The sequence below is a fragment of the Agrobacterium sp. SORGH_AS_0745 genome, from assembly GCF_030818995.1.
GTDB lineage: Bacteria > Pseudomonadota > Alphaproteobacteria > Rhizobiales > Rhizobiaceae > Agrobacterium > Agrobacterium tumefaciens.
This window is the reverse complement of record NZ_JAUTBI010000001.1, coordinates 176,060-201,662: the sequence shown is the minus strand read 5'-3', so window position 1 is coordinate 201,662 and position 25,603 is coordinate 176,060. Positions and strand designations below refer to the sequence as shown.

The 25,603-nt window shown below is 59.0% G+C and carries 18 protein-coding genes and 2 pseudogenes; 11 read left to right on the top strand and 9 right to left on the bottom strand.

Features of this window, described 5'->3' with window-relative positions:
- Positions 1-28: 28 nt before the first annotated feature.
- Positions 29-926 (bottom strand): annotated as a pseudogene (locus tag QE432_RS00935) (choline sulfate utilization transcriptional regulator).
- Positions 927-1,020: 94 nt separating this feature from the next.
- Between QE432_RS00935 and choX the strand changes: the two are divergent.
- Positions 1,021-1,974, top strand: coding sequence for a choline ABC transporter substrate-binding protein (gene choX, locus QE432_RS00930; RefSeq protein ID WP_111796661.1), 954 nt, complete (start codon positions 1,021-1,023; stop codon positions 1,972-1,974).
- Positions 1,975-1,988: 14 nt separating this feature from the next.
- A pseudogene (gene betC, locus QE432_RS00925) lies at positions 1,989-3,504 on the top strand (choline-sulfatase).
- 12 nt (positions 3,505-3,516) lie between these two features.
- On the opposite strand, the gene QE432_RS00920 reads toward betC, so the two are convergent.
- From QE432_RS00920 to QE432_RS00895, 6 genes are read right to left on the bottom strand one after another with little or no spacing between them, the layout of a single operon-like run.
- Positions 3,517-4,416: a carbohydrate kinase family protein gene (locus tag QE432_RS00920; RefSeq protein WP_019566686.1), complete on the bottom strand. Its 900-nt coding sequence runs from the start codon at positions 4,414-4,416 to the stop codon at positions 3,517-3,519.
- Entirely contained in the window at positions 4,413-5,453 is a 1,041-nt protein-coding gene (locus QE432_RS00915; protein ID WP_111788469.1) for an ABC transporter ATP-binding protein, read from the bottom strand. Before QE432_RS00915 ends, QE432_RS00920 begins: the two co-directional genes overlap by 4 nt.
- Positions 5,453-6,967: an argininosuccinate lyase gene (gene argH, locus QE432_RS00910; RefSeq protein ID WP_111788468.1), complete on the bottom strand. Its 1,515-nt coding sequence runs from the start codon at positions 6,965-6,967 to the stop codon at positions 5,453-5,455. The genes QE432_RS00915 and argH overlap by 1 nt, the downstream gene beginning before the upstream one ends.
- 4 nt (positions 6,968-6,971) lie before the next feature.
- Positions 6,972-7,814: a carbohydrate ABC transporter permease gene (locus tag QE432_RS00905; RefSeq protein WP_004431250.1), complete on the bottom strand. Its 843-nt coding sequence runs from the start codon at positions 7,812-7,814 to the stop codon at positions 6,972-6,974.
- Complete coding sequence (locus QE432_RS00900; protein ID WP_004431252.1) at positions 7,811-8,752, bottom strand: carbohydrate ABC transporter permease; 942 nt, start codon at positions 8,750-8,752, stop codon at positions 7,811-7,813. Before QE432_RS00900 ends, QE432_RS00905 begins: the two co-directional genes overlap by 4 nt.
- A 16-nt stretch (positions 8,753-8,768) precedes the next feature.
- The gene (locus QE432_RS00895; protein WP_019566690.1) at positions 8,769-10,034 is read right to left on the bottom strand and encodes an extracellular solute-binding protein; all 1,266 of its coding nucleotides are present in this window, start codon (positions 10,032-10,034) and stop codon (positions 8,769-8,771) included.
- A 244-nt stretch (positions 10,035-10,278) separates the two neighbouring features.
- On the opposite strand from QE432_RS00895, the gene QE432_RS00890 reads away from it, so the two are divergent.
- Genes QE432_RS00890 through QE432_RS00880 form a run of 3 tightly spaced genes read left to right on the top strand, consistent with a single transcriptional unit; the run spans position 10,279 to position 14,835 of the window.
- On the top strand, positions 10,279-11,505 hold the full coding sequence (locus QE432_RS00890) for an ROK family transcriptional regulator (RefSeq protein ID WP_111801922.1): 1,227 nt from the start codon (positions 10,279-10,281) through the stop codon (positions 11,503-11,505).
- A 19-nt stretch (positions 11,506-11,524) separates the two neighbouring features.
- Entirely contained in the window at positions 11,525-13,927 is a 2,403-nt protein-coding gene (locus QE432_RS00885) for a PIG-L family deacetylase (RefSeq protein WP_111803993.1), read from the top strand.
- Positions 13,924-14,835 carry a DMT family transporter gene (locus QE432_RS00880; RefSeq protein ID WP_065663368.1) on the top strand — a complete coding sequence of 304 codons (912 nt, stop codon included), beginning with the start codon at positions 13,924-13,926 and terminating at the stop codon, positions 14,833-14,835. The genes QE432_RS00885 and QE432_RS00880 overlap by 4 nt, the downstream gene beginning before the upstream one ends.
- A gap of 12 nt (positions 14,836-14,847) precedes the next feature.
- Here QE432_RS00880 and QE432_RS00875 read toward each other — a convergent pair whose 3' ends face one another.
- The gene (locus QE432_RS00875) at positions 14,848-15,315 is read right to left on the bottom strand and encodes a hypothetical protein (RefSeq protein WP_162633681.1); all 468 of its coding nucleotides are present in this window, start codon (positions 15,313-15,315) and stop codon (positions 14,848-14,850) included.
- 73 nt (positions 15,316-15,388) lie between these two features.
- The gene (locus tag QE432_RS00870) at positions 15,389-16,282 is read right to left on the bottom strand and encodes an AraC family transcriptional regulator (protein ID WP_013761096.1); all 894 of its coding nucleotides are present in this window, start codon (positions 16,280-16,282) and stop codon (positions 15,389-15,391) included.
- Positions 16,283-16,479: 197 nt separating this feature from the next.
- Here QE432_RS00870 and QE432_RS00865 point away from each other — a divergent pair, with 197 nt between their 5' ends.
- The 6 genes from QE432_RS00865 (at position 16,480) to QE432_RS00840 (ending at position 25,447) form a co-directional block, all read left to right on the top strand.
- The gene (locus QE432_RS00865) at positions 16,480-17,946 is read left to right on the top strand and encodes an alpha-glucosidase/alpha-galactosidase (protein WP_013761095.1); all 1,467 of its coding nucleotides are present in this window, start codon (positions 16,480-16,482) and stop codon (positions 17,944-17,946) included.
- A gap of 108 nt (positions 17,947-18,054) precedes the next feature.
- On the top strand, positions 18,055-20,142 hold the full coding sequence (locus tag QE432_RS00860; RefSeq protein WP_097171127.1) for an ABC transporter substrate-binding protein: 2,088 nt from the start codon (positions 18,055-18,057) through the stop codon (positions 20,140-20,142).
- Between the two features lie 87 nt (positions 20,143-20,229).
- Positions 20,230-21,237: an ABC transporter permease gene (locus QE432_RS00855; RefSeq protein ID WP_111788464.1), complete on the top strand. Its 1,008-nt coding sequence runs from the start codon at positions 20,230-20,232 to the stop codon at positions 21,235-21,237.
- 1 nt (position 21,238) lies between these two features.
- On the top strand, positions 21,239-22,375 hold the full coding sequence (locus QE432_RS00850) for an ABC transporter permease (RefSeq protein ID WP_013761093.1): 1,137 nt from the start codon (positions 21,239-21,241) through the stop codon (positions 22,373-22,375).
- A 12-nt stretch (positions 22,376-22,387) separates the two neighbouring features.
- Positions 22,388-24,052 (top strand): ABC transporter ATP-binding protein, encoded by a 1,665-nt coding sequence (locus QE432_RS00845; protein ID WP_013761092.1) that lies wholly within the window; start codon positions 22,388-22,390, stop codon positions 24,050-24,052.
- Between the two features lie 21 nt (positions 24,053-24,073).
- Positions 24,074-25,447, top strand: a complete 1,374-nt coding sequence (locus tag QE432_RS00840) for an alpha-glucosidase/alpha-galactosidase (protein WP_111790044.1) — start codon at positions 24,074-24,076, stop codon at positions 25,445-25,447.
- Positions 25,448-25,603: the final 156 nt, after the last annotated feature.

The window sequence follows — 25,603 nt, the reverse complement described above, 5'->3', positions numbered from 1 at the left end:
CGGAAGCATCACCGGCTGGCTGGTTACGTCAACGCTTCTCGTCGATCAGCCAGCCGGTGAGTTTTCTGACCGCACTGTCGCTGCTTTTCGGCCTCAGCAACCAGTAGCCGCGACCCGGCGCATCCAGACTCGGGCCTGCGGTCACCAGCACGCCTGCCTCGACCAGCGGATCGACCAGTCCCGCCCAGCCGAGGGCAAAACCCTGTTCGCCGATCGTCGCCTGAACCACCATGGTGTAATTGTTGAAGCTGATGTCTCCGCTTTCGTTTTCCGCGCCTCTCAGCACGCCGAAATGCTTGAAATAGGACGCCCAGTCGAACCAGTGCGCCTGTGAGGTATTTTCGAGGTGGATGAGTTTCAGCCGCGAAAAATCAGCCACGGTTTCGGGTGCCGACTGCTCCGCCAAAAGCGCCGGCGAACAGACGGGCGTGACCTTCTCCGAAAGCAGCAGCACCGCGCCGTCGCCGGCATCCTGCCGCGTGCCGAAGATGATCATCACGTCGCTGTCGTGTTTGCCCTGTCCGAGCGGATCCTGCGTGGCGACGATCTGGATGTTGATGTCAGGATTGAGCGCGCGAAAACCATGCATGCGTGGGATGAGCCAGAGAGAGGAGAAGGCATAGTCCGTGTGCAGGCGGATTGTCTGCCGTTCCTTCCGTTCGGCGAAGTTGCTGGGCCAGAAGATCGATGGCATCGACATTGCGTGAGACGATCTCGAACAGCTTTAGCCCCTCGGCCGTCAACTCGATGCCGCGATGTTTACGCCGCACCAGTGCAACGCCCAGATCGTCTTCCAGCCGGCGGATCTGATAGCTGACAGCTGGCTGGGTCAGCCGCAGGGACGCCGCCGCTGCCGTTAGGCTGCCGCGACGCGCGACCTCGGTAAAAATGCGCATCCATCCAAGATCGAGCGGCCGCTCTGTCATAGAAATTCCTTATATCAGTCATCGAAAAATACCCGCTTCACAGGCAAAAACAATGTGGTGTTCAATAAACTGGACTAATAAAAGGGGAGCCGCAATGAAAACCGTTTCTCGCATGCACCGCATCGCCGCCGGTCTGTTTTTGTCCGTGGCGGCCTTCTCCACCCCGCTTTATGCCGCCGATGATGTGGCCTGCAAGACCATTCGCCTCAGCGATCCCGGCTGGACCGACATCACCGCCACCAATGGCGTCGCCTCGGTTCTGCTCGATGCTTTGGGGTATGAGGCCGACGTCAAGACGCTGTCGGTGCCGATCGGTTATCAGGCCATGAAAAACGGTGAGATCGACGTCTTTCTCGGCAACTGGATGCCCGCCCAGAAATCCTTCGTTGACGACCTCAACGCCGCCAAGGCGGCCGACGTGTTGACGAAAAACCTTGAAGGCGCCAAGTTCACCCTGGCAGTGCCTTCCTATATGGCCGAAAAGGGCGTGAAGGATTTTTCGGATCTTGCCAAACACGCTGACGAATTTGAAAGCAAGATTTACGGCATAGAGCCGGGCGCACCCGCCAACCAGAACATTCAGAAGATTATCGATGCCAATGATTTCGGCCTGAAGGGCTGGCAGCTTGTCGAATCCGGCGAGCAGGCGATGCTGGCGCAGGTGGAACGGGCCGGAAAAGACAAAAAGGCGGTCGTCTTCCTAGCATGGGCGCCGCACCCGATGAACGAGAAGATCGATATCGCCTATCTCTCCGGCGGTGACGCCTATTTCGGCCCGAATTTCGGTGGCGCCGAGGTCTATACGCTTGCCCGTACCGGCTGGCCGCAGAAATGCCCGAATGCGGCGACGCTTTTCAAGAACCTCAAATTCGATATCGGCATGGAAAATGCCCTGATGGGTTCCATTCTCGGTGGCGAGGATTCCAAGGCGGCGGCGGCGACGTGGCTGAAGGCCAATCCGACATCGCTGGATGGCTGGCTGCAGAGCGTTACCACGCTGGATGGCAAGCCGGGTGCGGATGCCGTCAAAGGCAAGCTTGGCCTCTGAGACTGTAGGGTGAAATGCCGCGTCCCAATATCCTGATCCTGATGGCCGACCAGTTCAACGGGACGTTTTTTCCCGATGGCCCGGCCGACTTTCTTCATGCGCCACATCTGAAAGCGTTGGCGGAGCGGTCTGTCCGTTTCGCCAATACCTATACGGCAAGTCCGCTTTGCGCGCCGGCCCGGGGCTTCGTTCATGTCCGGTCAATTGCCCAGCCGGACGCGGGTTTACGATAATGCCGCCGAATTCGCGTCGGATATTCCGACCTATGTGCATCACCTGCGGGCAGCTGGTTATTACACCGGCCTTTCCGGAAAGATGCATTTTGTCGGACCGGACCAGCTGCACGGCTTCGAAGAGCGTCTGACGACGGATATTTATCCGGCGGATTTCGGCTGGACGCCTGATTATACCAAGCCGGGCGAGCGGATCGACTGGTGGTATCACAATCTCGGTTCGGTCACCGGCGCGGGCGTTGCCGAAATCACCAATCAGATGGAATATGACGATGAGGTTGCCTATCACGCAACCCGCAAGCTCTACGATCTGTCGCGCCGGCTCGATGACCGCCCATGGTGCCTGACCGTCAGCTTCACCCATCCGCATGACCCGTATGTGGCACGGCGGAAATTCTGGGATCTCTATGAGGATTGCCCGGCACTCGATCCGCAGATACAGGCGCTTCCCTTCGAGGAGCAGGATTCGCATTCGAAGCGGTTGCTGGAAGCCTGTGATCATCAGGCCTTCGATATTTCACCCGACGAGATACGCCGGGCGCGGCGCGGTTATTTCGCCAATATCTCCTATATCGATGAGAAGGTCGGCGAAATTCTCGACGTATTGAAGGCGACGCGGATGGAGGAGGACACGATCATCCTGTTCCTCTCCGACCATGGCGACATGCTGGGCGAGCGCGGCCTGTGGTTCAAGATGTGCTTTTTCGAGGGTTCGGCCCGTGTGCCCTTGATGATCGCAGCACCCGGCTGGAAACCGGCGCTTATCGACGCGCCGGTTTCGACGCTTGATGTCACACCGACGCTGTGCGGTCTGGCAGGCCTCGATATTACCTCACTGAAACGCTGGACGGATGGCGAAGACCTTGCGGCTTTGGCTGCGGGAACAGGCGAGCGCGGGCCGGTGCCGATGGAATATGCCGCCGAAGGTTCGATTGCGCCACTCGTCGCCATCAGGGATGGCCGTTACAAGCTCACAGTCTGCGAAGCGGATCCGCCGTTGCTCTACGACCTCGAGACGGATCCTGAAGAGCGGATAAACCTTGCCGGCAATCCTGAATTCGCGGATGTGCTGTCATCGCTTTCGGCTGAAATCGGCCGACGCTGGCAGCTGCCCGTTTTCGACGCATCGGTGCGGGAAAGTCAGGCGCGGCGCTGGGTGGTCTACAAGGCGCTGCGAAACGGCGCCTATTTCCCGTGGGATTATCAGCCGTTGCAGAAAGCCTCGGAACGCTACATGCGCAACCACATGGACTTGAACGTGCTGGAGGAAAACCAGCGTTTTCCACGCGGGGAATAACGCTGGCAGGGATTATGCGGCGGCGGTCGTTCTCGGCGCGCCGCCCGTGGCCTGCACGGCAAGGCTACCCGCCGCGACGCCTGCCTCAAGGCATTGCTTCTCGTCCGCCTGCCGAAGCCAGGCATCGATGAAACCGGCATTGAAGGCATCACCCGCGCCTGTCGTGTCGACGACGGGTACCTTCTTCGCCGCCGCATGGTGTAGGCCTGTTTGCGAGGACACCCAGGCGCCCTCTGCGCCGCCTTTCAGGGCGACGACAGGAAACGACCCCGACAAGGCCCTGGCCGCCGCCTCAGGGTCAGAATGGCCTGTGATCGCCTCGGCTTCTTCGAGGTTGGGCAAAAACACGTCGACGCCATCGCACGCCTTGAGCAGGCCCTTGTCGTAAATCAGCGAGGCATCCCAGCTGGGATCGAGCGAGACGGACAGTCCGCTGTCCCTGGCGCGGGCGACGAGATCGGGGATTTCGTGCAGCGTGGCGAATTCCGCGATGTGCAGATGGCAGGCCCCGTTCCACGAAAAGGCGGCATCAAGGGTCGATGGCCGGGCGATACCGGCGCGCCGTGTCAAAAACGCCCTGTCATTGCCAACCACCGTCGCGACGGTGACCTGCGGGCCCGCATCTGCCGAGTGTTCCAGAAATTGCAGGTCTACACCGCTTTGCTGCATTTTCTCGCCGATGGCGCGTGAGAAGGTGTCGGTGCCGAGCCTTGCCAACAGCGTGGCCGTGCGACCGATATGGGCGAAATGCGCAGCCGCAATGAAAGCCCCGCCACCGGCGGCGATTTCCATGTCGCTGGCAAACAGCTCCCGTCCGAGCACCGGCAATTCGTCAAGCCCGGTGAAAATGAGGTCGCAATAGATCCGGCCGATACTGATGACCGCTGACTTTTCCGTGTCTGTCGTCATCATGCGCGGCCCAGAAGCTTTTCCGTCTTGGCATCGAAAAGATAGAGCGCGCCTGCGTGCGCCTCGCATTGCAAGCGGCTACCCACCGTGGGAATGGCCTTGCCCCTTGCTGTCGCGATGACCGAGGTCGTGGGCGTGTCCAGATGAACCAGCGTTTCCGGGCCGAGCGGCTCCACGGCTGTCACTGTTCCCTCCAGCGAGAAGGACCCTTGAGTTGCCTCGCCTTCTCCAACCAGCAGATCATGGGGGCGAATGCCAATCAGCAGATCGCCATCGGCAGACTGTGTAACGCTGTTCGTCGTTCTTTTGCCCCGCAGCAGGTTCATCGACGGGCTGCCGATGAAACGCGCAGTGAAGACGTCCACCGGCGTCTCGTAAAGTTCCGAGGGCGTACCGACCTGAAGGATATGGCCGTCCTTCATCACGACAATCCGGTCGGCCATCGTCATGGCTTCCACCTGATCGTGAGTGACGTAGACGGTGGTTGTCTTAAGACGTTGGTGCAAGCGCTTGATTTCAATGCGCATCTGCGATCTCAACTGGGCGTCGAGATTGGACAGCGGCTCATCGAAAAGGAAGGCTGAGGGATCGCGCACCATGGCGCGGCCGATGGCGACGCGCTGCCTCTGTCCGCCTGACAAAGCCGCGGGCCGACGGTCGAGCAATGCCTCAAGTCCGAGCACCCGACCGGCCTCTTCGATACGCCGGTTCTTTTCCGCCTTGTCGAGCTTTGAGGTATAGAGCCCGAAGCCGATGTTCTGGCGAACCGTCATATGCGGGTAGATCGCATAGTTCTGGAAGACCATGGCGATGTTGCGTTGTTTCGGTTCTTTCTCGTTGACGACGTTTCCGGCAATTTTCAGCGTTCCGCCCGAAATCTCTTCCAGACCCGCGATCATTCTGAGTGTCGTGGATTTGCCGCAGCCGGAAGGGCCGACGAATACGACGAATTCGCCGTCTTCAATGGCAAGGTCGATGCCTTTGACTGCCTCCACCTTGCCGTAGCGCTTTACGAGTTGATTGAGTTCGATTGTCGCCATTATCGCGCTCCCGTCAGGGCGGTAAATTTCTCTGCAAGCTCAGCGGCTTTTGCCGCTTCGTAGTCGGCGGATCGCTGTGCTTCTGCTTCAAACGCAGCAAGTTTGTCGCGATAGGCCGCAATCGCCTCGCGCATCGGCTCCGGGGCAGGGCCGCCGAAGCGGCTGCGCACGGCGACAAAGTGCTCAGGCGAGACGATCTGCCTGAACTTTTCCTCATCGACACTGGTCTCGCGTCCTGCCAGTTCCTCGAACGCCCTGCGGAACGGCTGGTAACCGTCGTTCGGCAGGTCACCCTTCAGCGCTACAACGCTTTTGGCGACGGTTGCGGCAATTTCATGGGCCTGGCGGAATGACAGGTCTTCGATGCGGACAAGAGAATCTGCCAGTTCCGTGATGGTGATGCAGGAACGGCGAATATTCTGGTCGACCCTTTCCGGATCGATACTGATCTTGCCGACGAGGCTGGCAAGGAGATCGAGCACCCGGCCGGCAGAGGCGAAGGCTTCGTAACCCATGCCCTGGGTTTCGCCCTCGCTGTCGTTCATGTCGGTGAAGGGCGTGTTGTGCATCACGTCGAGCATGGTCCTTGCCCGCCCGAATGTCTGGCTTGCAAGGTGGCGCAGATGTTCGATCGGGACCGGGTTTCGTTTCTGCGGCATGATCGACGAAATCTGCACCAGCGAATTCGGTACGTAGATCTGCCCGACTTCGAAACTCGTCCAGAACTGGAAGTCCTGAATGAGCCTGCCGAGATGTAGAAACATCAATTCGATGGCGCCATAGGTCGCTGTCGTATAGTCGACGGCGGCGATGCAGGAATAGGAATTGCGCAAGGGTGCCGCAAAGCCGAGAAGTTCGGCGACACGTGCCCGGTCGATGGGAAAGCCGGACGTGGTGATGGCCGCAGCGCCCATGGGTGAGAGATCGACGATGCGCCGGGCCTCAGTGAAGCGGTCAATATCCCGGATCAGCACTTCGATGGCGGCGGAAAGATAGTGGCCGAAGGTGGTGGGCTGGGCCGGTTGTCCGTGCGTATAGGCGACGATCAACGTCTTTTCATTGCGCTCGGCGGCGTCGATCAGGGCGGCCAGCAGAAGCCGCGCCTTGGCAGTGAGCGTGTCGATCTTGTCTTTCAGGCCGATTTTGAAAAGCGTGTGATCTATGTCGTTGCGCGAGCGTGCCGTGTGCAGGCGGCCTGCCACATCGACACCGATGCGGGCTTTCAGCTCCTTTTCGATCAGGAAGAAGAAATCCTCGACCTCGCCGGTATACACCAGCTCCGACGGATTGATGGTCCTGTCGATGTCATCAAGCGCTCCGGCGATTTTTGCTGCCGTGTCCGCATCGAGAATGTCGGTCTCGCGCAGCATGACCAGATGGGCGCGGTCGATGCGGCGGAAACCGTCGACATGGTGGTTCTTGGCGCCATCGAAAAGCGGACGCAGCACGGTTTCCTTGTAAACTGGGTCGGGAAACTTGCTGGTATCCGACAGGCGCGGGTTCATATCGGCCATGATGTTATCCTTTCAGGCCTGCCAGCATCACACCGCGAACGATGTAGCGTTGCAGGACGATGAAGACGATAAGGGTTGGGATGGTCGCAATGGCAGCGCCGGTCATGATCATTTCCCACTGGATCTGTTGTTCCACCGCAAAGCTCGATAGGCCGACGGGCAGCGTGTACAGCTCCTTGCTGGTAGTCACGATCAGGGGCCAGAAGAATGCTGTCCAGTTGCCGAGGAAGGTGAAGATTGCAAGCGCCGAAAGGGCAGGCGTCACCAGCGGCAGGGCTACCTTCCACCAGATCTGGAATTCGTTCAGCCCGTCGACACGCGCTGCCTCCAGGAAGTCATTCGGAACCGTCTCAAAGAACTGCTTCATCAGGAAGGTGCCGAAGGCCGTCATCATTCCCGGGAACATGATGCCCCAGTAGCTGTCGAGCCAGCCAAGCTGGCTGGACATCAGATACCAGGGGATAACAAGCATTTCGGTCGGGATCATCAGCGTGGAAAGGATCGCGAGGAAGATGAAGTAGCGACCGCGAAACTCGAATTTGGCCAGCGTATAACCGACCAGACTGTCGAAGAAGCAGTTGGAGATGGTGACGATAACCGCAACGAACATCGAGTTGAAGAACCAGCGGAGAAAACGGCCGTCGGCCATGACAGTCATGTAATTCGCAAGCGTCGGTGCTGCGGGAATGAGCCTGAGATCATAGACCTGATCCGCGGTCTTGAACGAGGTCGAAAACATGAAGAGCAGCGGCGAAATCATGATCAGGCCGCCGATGAACAGCAGCGTCCAGGCAAGGATGCGGCCGGGGCGGACGCGGGCGTGGGAGAGTGGCAACGCTTCGCTCATTTCTTTTCCCTCAGAACCCAGAGCTGGACCAGCGACACGACAAGAAGAATGGTGAACAGGACAACCGTCTGCGCAGCGGCATAACCCATCGCATAAGAATTGAACGCGGTCTGGTAGATCATCAGCACCAGCGGTTTGGTTGAGCCGAGCGGTCCACCCGGATCGTTGGTGGTCATGTTGTAGACCTGATCGAAAATGCGCAGGAACCCGATTGAGGAGAAGACCACCAGGAAAACGGTGGTTGGTTTCAGGAGCGGCAGCGTGATCTTTCGAAGGATCGCCCATTCGCCAAGTCCGTCGATGCGCGCGGCCTCATAAAATGTCGTCGGAATGGAGCGCAGGCCCGCCATGAAGATAATGATCTGGAAACCAAGCCCCGCCCAGATGGACGTCACCATGACCGAATAAAGCGCCTGATCGGTGGAACGGATGAACGGCTGCTGGGGAATTCCGATCATGCCAAGCACGTCGTTGATGATGCCGATCGGCGGCGGCTGATAGAACCAGCGCCAGACCCATGCCATTGCTGCTGCCGTCGTCAGATAGGGCAGGAAATAAAGCGCGCGGATGAAACCGTGCAGGATGCGCACCCGATCCAGATAAAAGGCGATGACGAAAGCCAGAACCAGACTGATGGGCGTGCCGACGATGAGATAGGTGAAGGTGTTCTTGAAAACCTTCCAGAATTGCGGATCCTTGAACAGCTTGACGTAATTGGCAACGCCGATGAACTTTGCCGGGCGCAGCAGGTCCCAGTTGGTGAAGGACAACCAGAAGGCCTGCAACGTCGGGTAAAAACGGATGATGCTGTAAAACAGGATCGGGATAGCAAGAAAGCTCCAGATCCACACAAGCCGCTTCGTGCGCATGGAAAAGCGATCCCCGAAGGAGCCGCCGGGACGGCCGGATGCCGCCCCCTGTTGATCGATCGCTGTCATGATTGGACCTGCGGTTTTACGGTTTGGCCGCGTCGATGATTTCCTGCTCGGCGCTGGCGGCCTGCTTGATGGACTCCTCGACGGATTGACCCTCGAGCAAAATCCGGTTCGTCATGTCGATGGCGTTCTGCCGCTGGGCTGCCTCATCCATGAACCGTGTCGTATGGGCGTATTCGAGACCCTTCAGGAACGGTGCATAGATCGGGTCTTTCAGGTTCTCCTCGGTCAACGCCGCAGATCGCCGCGCCGGCAACTCGCCAACCGTCTTCAGCCAGATCGCCATGGCTTCCGGTGAGGAGATGTAAGCGAGGAATTTCTTCGACGCTTCCAGTTCTTCACCGGTTGTCTTGGCGCTGATGCCATTGGCGAAATAGCTGGCATAGTTGGAGCGGATATTCTTGTCGTTGGTGGGAAGCTCGGTCACGCCCCACTCAAAGTCCTTGATGGTTCTGAAAGATCCAAGCCTGAACGTGCCGTCGATGGTCATGCCTGCCTTGCCCGCACGGAAGGCAGCCTGGCCTTCGTCCATGAAGCCCACCTGACCGATCTTCTTTTCAAGCTGCAGGCTCGTATAGAACTTCAGCGCCTGGATGCCCGCCTCGCTGTCATAGGTGACTTTCTGGTCGTTGTCGGTGTAGGGCTCGCCGCCATATTGGCGGATAAGAACTTCGCGCCACCATTGGTGGTCCTGACCGCCCATATCGAGCGTGGAGCCTGCAACGGTCAGGTTTCCGGCGGCATCGTGCTTGGCGATCTTTTCCGCCGCGGCAACAAATTCGTCCAGCGTCTTCGGCGGATTCGCGGCGTCGAGACCGGCTTCCGTGAAGAGCTTCTTGTTGTAGAAAAGTGCGAGCGAGCGAACCGCCGTCGGCAGGCCGTAATAATCGTCGCCTCGCTTCATGGCGCCGACGATGGGGAAAAATTCGCTTTCGATCTTGTCATGCGGGAAAGCGTCTGTCGGCAGCGGCTGCAAGATACCGCCGGCTGCAAACTTGTCGAGCCAGCCGTAGAAGAGCTGCATCACGTCAGGGCCTTTACCGGACATGTTGGCGGCAATCACTCGCGTCTGGTAGTCGGCATAAGGGAAGGTCACCTGTTTGACGGTGATATCCGGATTGGCCTTCTGAAACTCGGCGATAAGCTCGTCCATCGCTTTGACGCGTGTGTCGAAGACATATTGCCAATATTCGATTTCAACCGCCTGCGCGGCGTTGAATGCAAATGTGCTGAAACCGGCGACCAAGCCGGCGAACAAAGTTGCCCTGCGCATGTAAGCCTCCATTTTCTCCGCCCGGTCTTCCGGATGCGGAGTGATCGTTCCCTTTATCCGCGCTTTCGCGCGCGCTCATCGATTTGCCGGCAGCGGGATTTTTACGCGTTCCGCCCCTTGCAATTCTGACCCCCGGTCGCTCTCTACGGTTCTCTGAAGGCGAGCATTTGTCAATAACATAATTTACTTGAATTATTATATTGCGCTTATCCTCACTTCGACGCTATGAATTTCTAACGGACGGGAAGTTGAAGAGATGACGGTGCACACGGTGGATACCTATCCCGTAGCAATCGGAAAAAATCCTGAGCGCAGCCGCGAACACAACAGGCGAGTCGTCCTCGACATCGTCAGGCGGCACGGCTCGCTCGGTCGCGCCCAGTTAGCCAAGATCACGCATCTCACACCCCAGGCGGTCGCCAATATCGTCGATGAGCTGGTGGGCGAGGGACTCCTGAAAGAGCTTGGTCGCCGGCGCACCGGCAGGGGCCAGCCGCCGATACAATTTGCTGTCAACCCGGATGGTGGCGCAACGATCGGGGTTGAGATTGCCGCAGACCATATGGTCACCGTCGGTCTTGATCTGGCCGGCGTGTTGCGCACGCAGCGCGTTACCCCGCTCAAGGACACCACGCCGGACGCCATACTCAAAACCTTTGCGGCGGAGCATGCAGCGGTTGCGAAGAATGTCGGGTGCAGGCTGCTTGGCACCGGCGTTGTCATGCCCGGGCCTTTCGAGATTGACGGCATGACCTCTGTCGGTCCGACGACGCTTTCCGGCTGGGTGGGTATCGATGCCCGCCAGATGCTGAGCGATGCCTGCGGCCAACAGGTCGTGGTGGAAAACGATGCGACGGCCGCTGCCGTCGGCGAGCGCCTGTTCGGCGCAGGGCTGGCTATCCCGAATTTCTGCATGATCTATTTCGGCGTCGGCATTGGTCTCGGCATCATCCAGGATGGTTCGCCCTATCGCGGTGCTTTCGGCAACGCCGGCGAAATCGGCCATGTGACCGTCTCGCCCAAGGGAAGGCCTTGCCCGTCTTGCGGGCAAAGAGGTTGTCTGGAGGCCTATGCTTCCGTCTATGTGCTCAAGGAAAAGCTCGTCTGTGCCGGTGTTGCGGACACGGAGCTTGATGATCTTGAAGCCCTGTTCAGCGCGGGCAATCCGGTCGTGACGGAATGGATCGACGAGGCAGCCGTCCATCTGGCGCCCATGGTGGCGATGCTCGAGAACATTCTCGATCCGCAGACGGTCATTCTCGGCGGTGCGCTGCCTGAAAACATCATCAGCGAGATCATTGCGCGGATGGGGCATCTGCCGACTTCGGTTGCAAGCCGGCGGCAAAGAGAGTTGCCGCGCGTCATCCACGGCAAGTCCGGACAGTTGACGGCGGCGCTTGGTGCTGCCGCCTTGCCGCTGTTCGACATTGTCACACCAAAACTTGAGACGTCCCTGGGCGCCGCAGCGCAGGTGCCCGGCTGAATATTGGAGGAGACCGCCCATGCTTAACCCCCGGGAGCGCATCGAACGGCAGATGGCCGATCCATGGCTCGTGCGTCTGCACCGTAGACTGAGCGCACTGAAATCCACTGTCACCGTCATGCACACCGGTGCGCATCCGGACGACGAGCAGAACGGTCTTCTTGCCTATTTCCGGATGGAACTGGGCATGCGGATCATCATCGCCTGCTCGACGCGCGGTGAAGGCGGGCAGAATGCGCTTGGGCCGGAGCGGCTGGGCGCGCTTGGTGTCATCCGGTCGCGGGAGCTGGAGGAGGCGGCCCGCATCATCGATGCGGACATAAGCTGGCTCGGCCATGGCCCGGCGGATATCATCCACGACTTCGGCTTCTCCAAGGATGGCGACCAGACCTTCGGTCGATGGGGGCAGCAGCGCATCGTCGAGAGGCTGGTGCGCGCCTATCGCACGGAGCGGCCCGATATCGTCATTCCGACATTTCTCGATGTGCCGGGACAACACGGGCATCACCGCGCCATGACGCGCGCGGCGAAAAGCGCAATCGCGCTGGCGGCTGATCCTGCCGCCTATCCCGAGCATTTCTCCGAGGGGCTGAAGCCGTGGAAAGTGGCCAAATATTATCTTCCTGCATGGTCTGGTGGTGGTGACACCTATGATGACGAGGTGCCTCCGCCGGAAACGACGCTGACAGTCAACGCGGTGGGCAAGGAGCGGGCAACCGGCGCGCAATATGACCGCATCGGCGAATGGTCGCGTTATTATCATGCCTCACAGGGAATGGGGCATTGGCCGAAGCGGGCGCAGGAAGCATGGCCACTGCATCTGGAACTCTCCAACGTCGCAGTCGGTGAGGAAAGCTCGATCCTCGACAGCCTGCCGTCGTCGCTGGCTGATCTCTCGGCTTTTCCGGGTCTTACCGCCGATTTGGAAAAGGCGCTGGTTGCAGCCGAACAGGCAATCACTGACGCAATCGATGCCTTTCCCGACACGCAGCGGATCACGGCCTCACTTCTGACGGCGGCAGCCCTTTTGCAAGAGGTCGACGAGGCCGCAGCGCAGGACTTCAGAGAGTTGCATGGGCACCGGATCGCGCGCAAACGGACGCAGGTCGATGCCGCTATCCTGACAGCGCTCGATCTTTTCGAGCGGGCCTATGCCGAGCCAGCCGAGATCGTTCCGGGTGGGACGTCATCTCTCTATGTGGAACTCGCGGGAAAGGCGGCTGAATTTGACGTTGAGGTTACCCCGGTCCTTCCGGCTGGCGTATCGTCTTCGGTTCAGTCGCGTGGCCAGACAATGGTCTTCTCGCTTGCCGCCGATCAGGACGCGGCCGTTTCCGGGCTTTACCAGCCCGACTGGAAAGCCTCAGGCGGCAATGGTCATGCCTCGGTGCGCCTGTCCGTAAGGATTGGAGGCAGGGAGGTTTCGGCCGCTTTCGATCTGGAGGAGCCGTTTTTCGTGACGCCGGCGCAGTCGCTGACGATTTCGCCCGATGCGCTTCTGGTTCCACTTGGACAGGGGCAGGATTCCCATGTTTTTCAGGCACACATAAAGGGTGCCGATGCCCCGCTGTCTTTCAGGAGTACGGGTGGCTGGAACCTGCGCAAGACCGGCAATGACTGGATTGCCGAGCGTACCGGTGAGGCAGCGGTTGGCCTTGCCCAGATCGAAGCGCTTGTCGGTTCACAACCTGCCTTCCAGATCACGCCCATCGCATATCCGCATATAGGCCGGGCGCGGTTTCTGGCACCCTCCGCTCTGAAAATCCTCTCGCTCGATCTCAAGCTGCCCGAGGGCGCGCGCGTCGGTTATGTCGGCGGCGGTGCCGACCGGGTCGGGTCATGGCTTTCGCGCATGGGTCTTGATGTCACAGAACTCGATGCGCAGGCGCTTGGCGGTGATCTCTCGTCCTTCACGACAATCGTTGTCGGCATCTTCGCCTTCGGCATTCGCAAGGATCTGGCTGCGGCAACCGAAAGGCTTCACCGCTTCGTCGAAGAAGGCGGCCATCTTGTCACGCTCTATCACCGTCCAACCGACGGATGGAATCCCGAGACGACGCCCGTCAGGCGGCTTGAGATCGGTAAGCCTTCCCTGCGTTGGCGGGTGACGGACCCAAATGCGGAGGTGACGGTGCTATTGCCCGATCATCCATTGCTTGTCGGGCCCAACACGATCGGTGCTGCCGACTGGACGGGCTGGGACAAGGAGCGCGGGCTCTATTTCGCTGCGCGCTGGGATGATGCTTATGAACCCCTGCTCGCCATGCACGATGTCGATGAACAGCCTCTGAAAGGGGCGCTGGTCTCGGCGGCCATTGGAAGGGGCCGGCATACGCATACAAGCCTCGTGCTGCACCACCAGATGGACAAGCTGGTGCCGGGGGCATTTCGCCTCATGGCCAACCTTGTGCAACCCGCGTGAATGGCCAGGACCAGATTGAAAAACAGGAAAACCCGCGCGAAAACGATGCTCGCGCGGGCATCGGTTGGCTGCTCATGGATATGGCCCTCGTTTCGGGTGGAATGACAGCCCTCGTCAAGGCGCAGGGTGTGACCTATCCGGCATTCCAGCTCGTCTTCATAAGAGCGATGATCGGCCTGATCTTCATCCTGCCGCTTATCTGGCGACACCGGGGGGAAATGGCGCGCGTCAAATATCCCTGGCGCAACCTTTTCCGAATCTGCTGCAACGCCATTGCACTCACCAGCAACTTCGTCGCCATCACCCTCTTGCCGCTCGCCACCGTCAATGCTGTCGGCTTCTCACGCCCGCTGGTGACGATGGCCATGGCGGTTGTCTTTCTCGGTGAAAAGGTAAGCCGATATCGCTGGGTCGGCGCTTGCCTCGCATTTGTTGGCGTTCTTGTAGTCATCGGGCCGGGCGGCGCGGAGATTAACGCAGGCGTGCTCGTCGTCCTCGTCTCCGTCGTGTTCGGCGCGCTTGCGGTGATCCAGACCCGGGCGCTGCGGCAGGAAAACACCACTGTCATGATGGTGTTCTACACGGTGGGTCTTGCCGTCATTACCGCCGTTCCGGCGATCTGGACGTGGAAACCGGTCATGCCGCTCGACTGGGTGGCGCTGCTCGCCATCGGCCTGCTTGCGCAAATGGGGCAATATTGCTTCCTGCGGGCCTATCGCATCGCTGACGCCAGTGTTCTGGCGCCCGTCGGATATCTGTCGATATTGTTCGTGACCGCTGTGGGATACTTCCTGTTTGACGAGGTGCCCGAAGCCCGTGTTGTTCTTGGCATTGCCATCATTCTCGTCTCCTTGCAGGCAACCGCCTTTGCGGAATATCTTTTGAAGAAGTTGCGCGGCCGGCGGTGAAAGGTGCCGCTTTTATCTTTGACGCGCCAGAACGCTCAGCCGGATCCAGCCCAGTGTCGCGCGCTTGAAGCGATCGTAAAACGAACGGGCAAAGCGCACATATCGCATGATCCATGCGAACCAGGCGTAGGTGAGGAGCTTCTCCCGACCGGCGTGGTAAATGCGCTCGACAATCAGGAACGTGGCGAGGTGAGCGAGGATCGTCAGCGCAATTCCCATTTTGACGGTGCCGTGCGCGATGAGGAGCAGGCCGATGATTTTCATCGGTTCGGCGATGGCAAATGGCACCGCCAGCAAAAGAAGAATGGCAAGACGCGGTAATCCGCCAATCCGGCTTTCCACTTTCCTGATGAATGTCAGTCTGGATATCGCCTTGATGATCGGCCGATAGAGCGGGCGAAAAATGCCGTCGAGGATCAGGACAAACACGATGATTGCCCGAAGCGGAAAGATGAGGATCTTCCTGATTTTGTTGTTCACCTCATTCGGTCTCCAAAAGGGGCTGTATCGCCAATTCTTAATCGCCTGAAACGTGGCAAAACGAAGTTGTTTTTTACGATCTGCTCTGCTGAACGCTCGCATACATGCCGGTGGTGCGGAATTCGCTTGGATTGATGCCATATAGCCTGCGGAAGACCTTCGAGAAATAGTTCGGGTCTTCGAAGCCGCATAGCACGGATACCTCCTTGATGGGGATGTTTTCGGCTGTGGTGAGAAGCTTGGCTGCCCGCCTCAACCGTCGCTGCAATACAAATTCGGCCGGTGGCAGGCCTTCGCTTGCCGTGAAGATGCGGGAAAAATGCGCACGGCTGAGGCCGGCGACGGCGGCAAGATCGCTGACGGAAAGACGCTCTCCGAGATGCCCGTCTATATAGCTCAGCACCTGCTGCATGGTGCGATATTCACCGCCAAAGGAGGGATGCGAGCCGAACACGTCGTCATAAAGCGTCATCGCCGCTTCATAGGCGACGGCGGAGGCCGCCCCTGGTGTTTCCGCGCCGTTGACGAGGCGCGAGCAACAATGGGCGAGATGATCGACGGTTTCCTGTTGCAGCTTGAGGATCGGCCCGGTGACGGCAAGAATATTGCGGTGAATGCGCAAGGCCTCTTCGCCATTCATGGAGATCCAGAAGAACTCCCATTGCTTTCCCGCTTCCAGCCAGTAGCGATGATTGTGCGGGATGAGCAGGAGGAGAGTTTCGCCCGGCTTCACCACGTAATGACGGTTCTCGTAACGAAGGTTTCCCTGTCCGCCAATGCAATATTGCAGCACAGTGAATGGTGTCTGTCCGCGCTTTCGTCCGTCCCAGTCATAATTGCCACTGCTGCGGATTTCATAGCCGCTGCTGGTGGGCATTGTGTGCAGGGTCTGGCGGCCGCGGGGCAGCGAGACGGTCCGCATCCCCGGCCCCTGATCGATCAAATCGCGCAGCACAAAATTACCCATGAAAGCATAATCCTTCTCTGGTTCCGCTCGTCATTATACGCATAATCCCGAACCGAGGAGACAGCCAGCGCGATATTGTTGCGGAGAATTTTTCAGGAGTGCCGGTTTTCCGGGGTTCTTACAGGTATATTCTCGCAGCGCCTTATTATGATCGTTTGGCCCGTTTCACCCGTTCGATTTGCAACAGAGGTGGCGTTATGAGTTTCAAAATCGCTATAATCGGCGCCGGAAGCGTCGGATTCACGAAAAAACTGTTCACCGATCTTTTGTGCGTGCCGGAGTTTCGCGACATCGAGGTCGCGCTGACGGATATCAGCCAGCACAATCTGGATATGATCAGGGCGATCCTCGACAAGGTCGTGGAAGCCAACGGTTTTCCGGTGAAAGTGACGGCGCATACCGACCGCCGTCGCGCGCTTGAGGGTGCGAAATACATCATAAGCTGTGTGCGGGTCGGCGGTCTGGAAGCCTATGCGGACGACATCCGTATTCCGCTGAAATACGGGATCGACCAGTGCGTCGGTGACACCATCTGCGCCGGCGGCATTCTCTATGGCCAGCGTAACATTCCGGTCATTCTGGATTTCTGCAAGGATATCCGCGAGGTCGCCGCACCCGGTGCCAAGTTCCTAAATTACGCCAACCCCATGGCCATGAATACATGGGCAGCCATCGAATACGGCAAGGTGGATACGGTTGGTCTTTGCCACGGTGTGCAGCACGGTGCGGAGCAGATCGCTGAAATTCTCGGCGCAAAATCCCCGTCCGAACTTGATTACATCTGCTCGGGCATCAACCACCAGACATGGTTCATCGATCTAAGGCTGAATGGCCGCAAGATCGGCAAAGAAGAGCTGGTCGCCGCTTTCGAGGCGCATCCGGTTTTCTCACAGCAGGAAAAGCTGCGCATCGACGTGCTTAAGCGCTTCGGTGTCTACTCGACGGAGAGCAACGGCCATCTGTCCGAATATCTGCCTTGGTACCGCAAGCGCCCAGATGAAATCGCCCGCTGGATCGATATGTCGGACTGGATTCACGGTGAAACCGGCGGTTATCTGCGCCACTCCACCGAGACGCGGAACTGGTTCGAAACGGAATTCCCGCAGTTCCTGGCGTCAGCCGCCAAGCCCATCGAACCGGAGAAGCGCTCCAACGAACATGCGAGCCACATTCTGGAAGCGCTTGAAACCGGGCGTGTCTATCGCGGTCACTTCAACGTCAAGAACAATGGCGTCATAACCAACCTTCCTTCTGATGCGATCATTGAGTCGCCCGGTTTCGTGGATCGTTTCGGCATCAACATGGTCTCGGGTATCACGCTGCCGGAAGCCTGCGCGGCGACCTGCATGGCGTCTATCAACGTGCAGCGCATGTCGGTACATGCGGCGGTCAGCGGCGATATCGATCTTCTGAAGCTTGCCGTGCTGCATGACCCGCTGGTCGGCGCCGTCGCCACTCCGGAGGAGGTCTGGCAGATGGTGGACGAGATGGTCGTCGCACAGGCGCGCTGGCTGCCGCAATATGCGGATGCCGTGCCTGATGCCAAGGAGCGGCTTGCGAAATCCACCGTCAAGACTCGCGACTGGGCGGGTGCGGCGCGCCGCAACGTGCGCTCAATCGAGGAACTACGGGCCGAGAAATCGGCGCTGAAAAAGGCCGTTTGAAGGAAAAGGCATGGGAACAGGCCGGTGGTGAAAAGGGAGTTCGCCGCCGTGGCTATCGCGACAACAGAGGGTGGGCGGTCGAAGAGCTGCCATTTGGGAGGAATGACGATGCAACTTCAACGCAAGATCGGTATCATCTCGGCATTGGGTCTTGGTGTTTCGATGATCGCACTCAGTGCGAACGCCTTCGAAACCACCACGCCGCCGGAGCCGCCGCAGTTTCCGGCGGAAGGCAAGATCAATTATGTGGCGCGCGACTCGATCCTCGAATTCAAGGCCCTGCCGAGCTACAGCGAGCCAGACTGGATCACCGAAAAATTCGAGAAGACAGGCAAGCTGCCGCCCTTGAAGGAACGCTTGCCTGAGGAGCCGCTGGTCTACAAGACCGGCAACATGGTGGATGGCATCGGCGTTTATGGCGATACGATGCGCCATGTGATCGGCGGACGGCCCGAAGGCTGGAACTACATTGCCGGCCAGAGCCAGGGCTGGGGCGGCATCGATATTGCGCTTTCCGAATGCCTGACGCGCACAGCGCCGCTGTTTCAGGTGAATGCCAAGGACACCGAACCGCTGCCCAATCTCGCCAAAGGCTGGGAATGGTCGCAGGATGGCCATAAGCTGACGATGCATCTGGTCAAGGGTGCCAAATGGTCTGACGGTGTGCCGTTCAACGCCGATGACGTCATGTTCTACTGGGAAGACGCGGTTCTCGATCCCAACGTCTCGCCGCTCGGCGGCGGCGCGTCGCCTGAAGCCTTCGGCGAAGGCACCACGCTCAAAAAGATCGATGACTATACGGTGGAGTGGACTTTCAAGACCGCTTTCCCGAAGCAATATCTCTACACCATGGCTTATCCGAGCTTCTGCCCCGGACCGGCGCATATTCTGAAACCACAGCACCCGAAATATTCCAAGAACACCTATAACCAGTTCAAGAACGCCTTTCCGCCGGAATATATGAACATGCCTGTCATGGGTGGTTGGGTGCCGGTGGAATATCGCCCCGACGACATCATCGTGCTCAGGCGCAATCCATACTACTGGAAGGTCGACGAGAAGGGCCAGCAGCTGCCTTATCTCAACGAGCTTCATTACAAGCTCTCCACCTGGGCCGATCGCGATGTGCAGGCTGTGGCGGGATCGGGCGATTTCTCCAATCTCGAGCAGCCGGAGAATTTTGTCGCTTCGCTGAAACGCGCAGCTGACCCGAATGCGCCGGCTCGCCTTGCCTTCGGGCCACGCCTGATCGGCTATAACCTGCAGATGAACTTTTCCGCCAATGGCTGGGGCAATCCGGACGAGCGCGGGCAGGCCATTCGCGAGCTGAACCGCAACGAGGTGTTCCGTCAGGCGGTGACCTCGGCCCTCGATCGCAAGGCAATCGGCGACTCGCTCGTCAAGGGCCCATTCACGGCGATCTATCCGGGTGGCATTTCCTCGGGCACCGGTTTTTACGATCGCAATTCCACGGTCTATTACCCCTTCAACCTTAAGGAAGCGAAAGCCGCCCTTGCATCAATCGGCCTGAAGGACACCGATGGCGACGGCTTCTTGAACTTCCCGAAGGAGACACTGGGCGGACGAAACGTCGAGATCATTCTTCTGGTCAATAACGGCTACACGACGGACAAGAGCATTGCGGAAGGCCTTGTCGGGCAAATGGCGAAACTTGGCCTTCGCCTCGTCATCAACAGCCTTGATTCCAACCAGCGCGATGCGGCCCATTATGGCGGTCAGTTCGACTGGCTGGTGCGCCGCAACTCCACCGAGCTTTCGTCCGTGGTGCAGAATACCGAGCAGTTGGCACCCGTTGGCCCGCGCACCAGCTGGAACCATCGCGCACCTGAAGGCAAGGAACTGGATCTGATGCCGTTCGAAAAGGAGATGGCCGATATCGTGCGCAAATTCATCTCCTCGCAGGACAATGCCGAGCGGGCGGAACTGATGAAGCAATATCAGAAGGTCTACACGCAGAACCTATACACGATCGGGCTTACCGAATATCCCGGCGCGCTCATCGTGAACAAGAGGTTCTCGAATGTGCCGCAGGGCACGCCGATCTTCATGTTCAACTGGGCTGAAGACGCCATCATCCGCGAACGCCTTTGGGTCGCGGCCGACAAGCAGGGCAAATACGAGCTTTTCCCCGAGCAGCTTCCCGGCAAGCCGGGTGAGGGCGGCCCGATCAACTAGAACTCCTCCCGGAGAAAACCCGGTACCGGTCGCGCGTGAAGCGCGGCCGGAGACACACGGACTAGCCAAGCGGAGGATACCCGTTCGATGCTGAGATTCCTGACAATACGCATAGGCTCCGCCATTCCGGTGCTGCTTATCCTGAGCGTGGTGACATTCGCCATCATTCAGGCGCCACCCGGCGACTATGCTGACTACATCCGCTCGCAATTGATGAACCAGGGCGGTGCGTCCTTCGAACAGGCGGAAGCGCAGGCGCAGGCCTACCGCATCGAACACGGTCTTGATAAGCCGATCGTCGTGCAATATTTCAACTGGATCGGCGGCATCATCACAAGCGGCGATTTCGGCTACAGCTTCTATTACAACAAGCCGGTTGCCGATGTGGTCGGCGAACGCCTGCCGCGCACCATCGCACTCGCCCTTGTCTGCCACATTCTTTCATCGCTTCTCGGCATCGGTTTCGGCATCTGGGCTGCCACCAGACAATATTCCTGGATCGATAATCTGCTTTCGACCGTCGCCTTCCTCGGCATGACCATTCCGCGCTTCCTGATGGCGCTGATCCTCGTCTACCTGATGGTGTTTCATTTCGACGTGTCGGAAATCGGCAGCTTCTTTTCGCCGCAATATGGCGGTGCGCCATGGTCATGGGGGAAGTTCGTCGATCTCGTCAGCCATGTCTGGCCGGTGGTTGCCATCGCCGTTTTCGGTGGACTTGCCTATAATATGCGGGTGATGCGCGGCAATCTGCTGGATACGCTGAACGCCCAATATGTGGAGACGGCGCGCGCCAAGGGCCTTTCGGAAGGCGCGGTCATCATGCGCCACGCCGTGCCGAACGCCGTGCATCCGCTCATTATGTATCAGGGCGTCGTGCTGCCCTATATGCTGAGCGGCGAAATCGAAACTGCGATCATCTTTGCGCTGCCGACCGTCGGTCCCGCCATCGTCGGGTCCATGGCGGTCGGCGATGTCTATGTCACCGCAACCTTCATGATGGTGCTGGCCGCCACGCTCATCATCGGCAACATCATCGCCGACATGCTGCTCGCCATGCTCGACCCGCGTGTGCGCGAATTCGGGAGGGCTTGAGATGGTGGCCGTTGACGAACTCAAGAATGAATCGGCTGCCGCAGCGAAGCCCGAGCGGGGTGTTCAGGGTAACGAGACCTATCTCGCTCTGGTGTGGCGGCGCCTCAGACGCTCTTTCACCGGCATGGTGGGGCTGGTGCTGGTGGTGCTGTTGATCACGATCTCAGTCTTCGCCGATTTCTTCGCGCCGATGAACCCGCTCGAAACCAATGACAGTTTCTCCCCGCCGCAGGTGGTGCGGTTCTCCGACAAGGACGGCAATATCAGCCTGTTCCCTCGGGTCTATGCCACCGCTGAAACGGATGAGCTCGATCCGGTGACCTTCCAGCCTATCGTCGGCCCGGATTACGACAATCCGCTTTATCTCGGCTTTTTCGTGAAAGGCGCGGAATATCGGCTGTTCGGCCTCATCCCGGCAAACCGGCACTTCTTCGGCACCACGGACGGGCAGCCGGTGCATTTTCTCGGAACCGACAAGTTCGGACGCGATGTGCTGTCACGCGCCATTTATGGATCGCGCATCTCGCTTGCCATCGCGCTCAGTGTCGTCACCATCGTTACCGTCATCGGCACCAGCGTCGGGTTGATCTCAGGATATTTCGGCGGGCCGCTGGATGCCTGGGTGCAGCGTTTCGTGGAAGTGGTTCTGGCCTTTCCACAATTGCCGCTCTATCTCGCCTTGACGTCGCTTATCCCGGTCACTGCCCCGACGACTGTTTTCCTCCTCTTCGTGGTCGGCGTCATGTCAGCGCTCGGCTGGGCGCAGATGTCTCGCGAGGTGCGCGGCAAGACGCTGGCGCTGGCGCGTATCGATTATGTCCGCGCCGCGATTGCCGTCGGTGCCACCGACCGGCGCATTATCTTCCAGCACATCCTGCCGAATGTGATGAGCCATGTGATCGTTGCCGTCACGCTGCATATTCCAAGCGTCGTGCTGCTCGAATCCTTCCTTGGCTTTCTCGGTTTCGCGGTCAAGCCGCCGCTGATCTCCTGGGGGCTGATGCTTCAGGATACGGCCACCTATTCCGTCATTGGTTCCTATCCATGGATCCTTGCGCCGGTCGGCTTTGTGCTGGTCACCGTTTTTGCCTTCAACGCGCTGGGCGATGGCCTTCGCGATGCTGTCGATCCCTATTGAGAGGAGCGTAACATGGTTGCTGCACAGAATACCTACGCCCCTGCCATCCGCTTCGATGCTGATAATCGAAACGACCAGGCCATCATCGATGCACGCAATATTGCCGTGACTTTCAAGGTTGAGCACGGCACGGTGGAGGCAGTGAAAGACATTTCCTTCCAGCTTTACCGGGGGGAGACGATCGCCATCGTTGGCGAATCCGGTTCGGGAAAATCGGTGACCGCCCGCACCATCATGGGGCTTTTGACGAAGCGGGCCTCGGTTTCGAAAACCGCGACCGTGCGCTTCAACGGCGACGACATCCTGAAATTTTCAAGCCGCCAGCGGCGGGCGTTGCGCGGCAACCGTATCTCGATGATCTTTCAGGAGCCGATGAGTTCGCTGAACCCGATCTATACAATCGGCAGTCAGATCGTCGAGGCGATCCGCGTCCACTCGAAGCTGAGCAGGAAGCAGGCCGAGGCGAGGGCGCTCGATCTTTTGCGGCAGGTGCAGATTCCGGAACCCGAGGCGCGGCTGAAGCAATATCCGCACCAGCTTTCCGGCGGTCAACGGCAGCGTGTCATGATCGCCATGGCGCTCTCCAACGATCCGGATGTTCTGATCGCCGACGAACCCACCACAGCACTGGATGTGACAGTACAGGCGCAGATCCTCAACCTCATACGCGATCTGCAGAAGAAGCGCGGCATGGCCGTGGTGCTCATCACCCATGACCTGACGATCGTGAAGCAGTTTTCCGATTACGTCTACGTCATGCAGCATGGCGAGATGCGTGAGCACAACACCACTGAGCGGCTGTTTGCAGCGCCGAAGCACCCCTATACCCGAAAGCTGCTTGCTTCCGAGCCGCATGGCACCGCCAAACCATTGCCGGAAAATTCCGGTGTGCTGCTGACGGCGAATGGCGTGCGGGTGTCGTTCATGATGCGCTACGGTGGCCTGTTCAAGCCGGAATTGAAGGAACTTGTTGCCGTCGACGATCTTGGTCTAGCCCTCAAGCGCCATGAAACGCTGGGAATTGTCGGCGAATCCGGGTCTGGCAAAACGACCTTTGGCCAATCCCTGTTGCGGCTGAACGAGCCGGTGGCCGGAGAGGTGATTTTCGATGGCGAGAGGGTCGACGGCCGCTCCCGGTCTCAAATGCGGCCTCTGCGCTCACGCATGCAGGTCGTCTTTCAGGACCCGTTCGCCTCGCTCAATCCACGCATGACCATCGGCCAGATCATCGAGGAAGGGCTGGTTATCAACGGGCTTGGTAAAACCAAGGCCGAAAGGCTGGAGCGGGTGCGCGACGCGCTGGAGGCGGCAGGCATGCCCGGCAACATCCTTTCGCGTTTCCCGCACGAGTTCTCCGGCGGCCAGCGCCAGCGCATCGCCATTGCGCGTGCAGTCGCGCTGGAGCCGGAATTCATCCTGCTCGATGAGCCAACCTCGGCGCTCGACCTTTCCGTTCAGGCGCAGATCATAGACCTGCTTCGCAAGCTGCAGGACGAGCGCGGCTTGAGTTACCTGTTCATCTCGCACGACCTGAAGGTCGTTCGCGCTCTCTGCCACCGCGTCATCGTCATGCAGCGCGGCAGGATCGTGGAGGAAGGCCCCGTCGAGGAGGTGCTGAACCGCCCGAAAACCGAATACACCCAGCGGCTCGTCCGGGCCGCCTTTGAAATCGCATAGTTCAAGATGCCGGAGGCAAATATGGCACGAGATCCCAAGATCACATTTATCGGCGCAGGTTCCACGGTGTTCATGAAGAACATCATCGGCGACGTGCTGCAACGTCCGGCCCTTTCAGGCGCAACGATCGCGCTGATGGACATCAACCGGGAAAGGCTGGAAGAAAGCGCCATCGTCGTCAACAAGCTGATTTCGACGCTGGGGGCAAAGGCGAAAGCCGAGACTTTTACAGACCAGAAAAAGGCGCTCGCCGGTGCCGATTTCGTCGTCGTCGCCTTCCAGATCGGCGGATACGAACCCTGCACAGTCACCGATTTCGAGGTGCCGCGTAAATATGGTCTGCGCCAGACCATTGCCGATACGCTTGGTGTCGGCGGCATCATGCGGGGCCTGCGCACCGTGCCGCATCTGTGGAAGATTTGCGAGGATATGCTCGCCGTCTGCCCCAATGCGATCATGCTGCAATATGTCAACCCGATGGCGATCAACACCTGGGCGATTGCGGAGAAATATCCGACAATCCGGCAGGTCGGCCTTTGCCATTCGGTGCAGGGCACGGCCATGGAACTCGCCCATGACCTCGATATTCCCTACGAGGAAATCCGCTATCGTTCGGCCGGCATCAACCACATGGCGTTTTTCCTGGAATTCGAGCACCGCCAGCCTGATGGCAGCTACAAGAACCTCTATCCCGATCTCGTGCGCGGTTATCGCGAAGGCCGTGCGCCGAAGCCCGGCTGGAACCCGCGCTGCCCCAACAAGGTGCGGTACGAGATGCTGACGCGTCTCGGCTACTTCGTAACCGAAAGCTCCGAGCATTTCGCCGAATACACACCCTATTTCATCAAGGAGGGGCGCGAGGACCTGATCGAGAAATTCGGTATTCCGCTCGATGAATATCCCAAGCGCTGCATCGAGCAGATCGAGCGCTGGAAGGGGCAGGCGGCGGCCTATCGCTCAGCCGAGAAGATCGAGGTCAAGCACTCCAAAGAATATGCCTCCTCCATCATCAACTCGGTCTGGACCGGCGAACCGTCTGTCATCTACGGCAACCAGCGCAACAATGGCTGCATCACCTCGCTGCCATCAGATTGCGCTGCGGAAGTGCCCTGCCTTGTCGATCATAACGGCGTGCAACCAACCTTCATCGGGGAATTGCCGCCGCAGCTGACCGCGCTGATGCGCACAAACATCAATGTGCAGGAGCTGACGGTGCGTGCGCTGATGAGCGAAAACCGCGAGCATATCTTCCACGCGGCGATGATGGACCCGCATACGGCAGCGGAACTCGATCTCGACCAGATCTGGTCGCTGGTGGATGATCTGCTTGTCGCGCACCGGGACTGGTTGCCGGAATGGACGCAGGTGGAGGTGAAGCGGGCGCGGGCGGTGTAAGGAACGCAACGGCTGCGTTGACGGCAGGCTGGCGCACCTTGCGTGGCGTTCGCCGGTTGTCATTCCGCTATAGATTTAACGTCATCCTCGGGCTCGTCCCGAGGAACCAACCACCTAGCAGAAAATGATAGCTAGCAGATGCTCGGGACAGGGCCG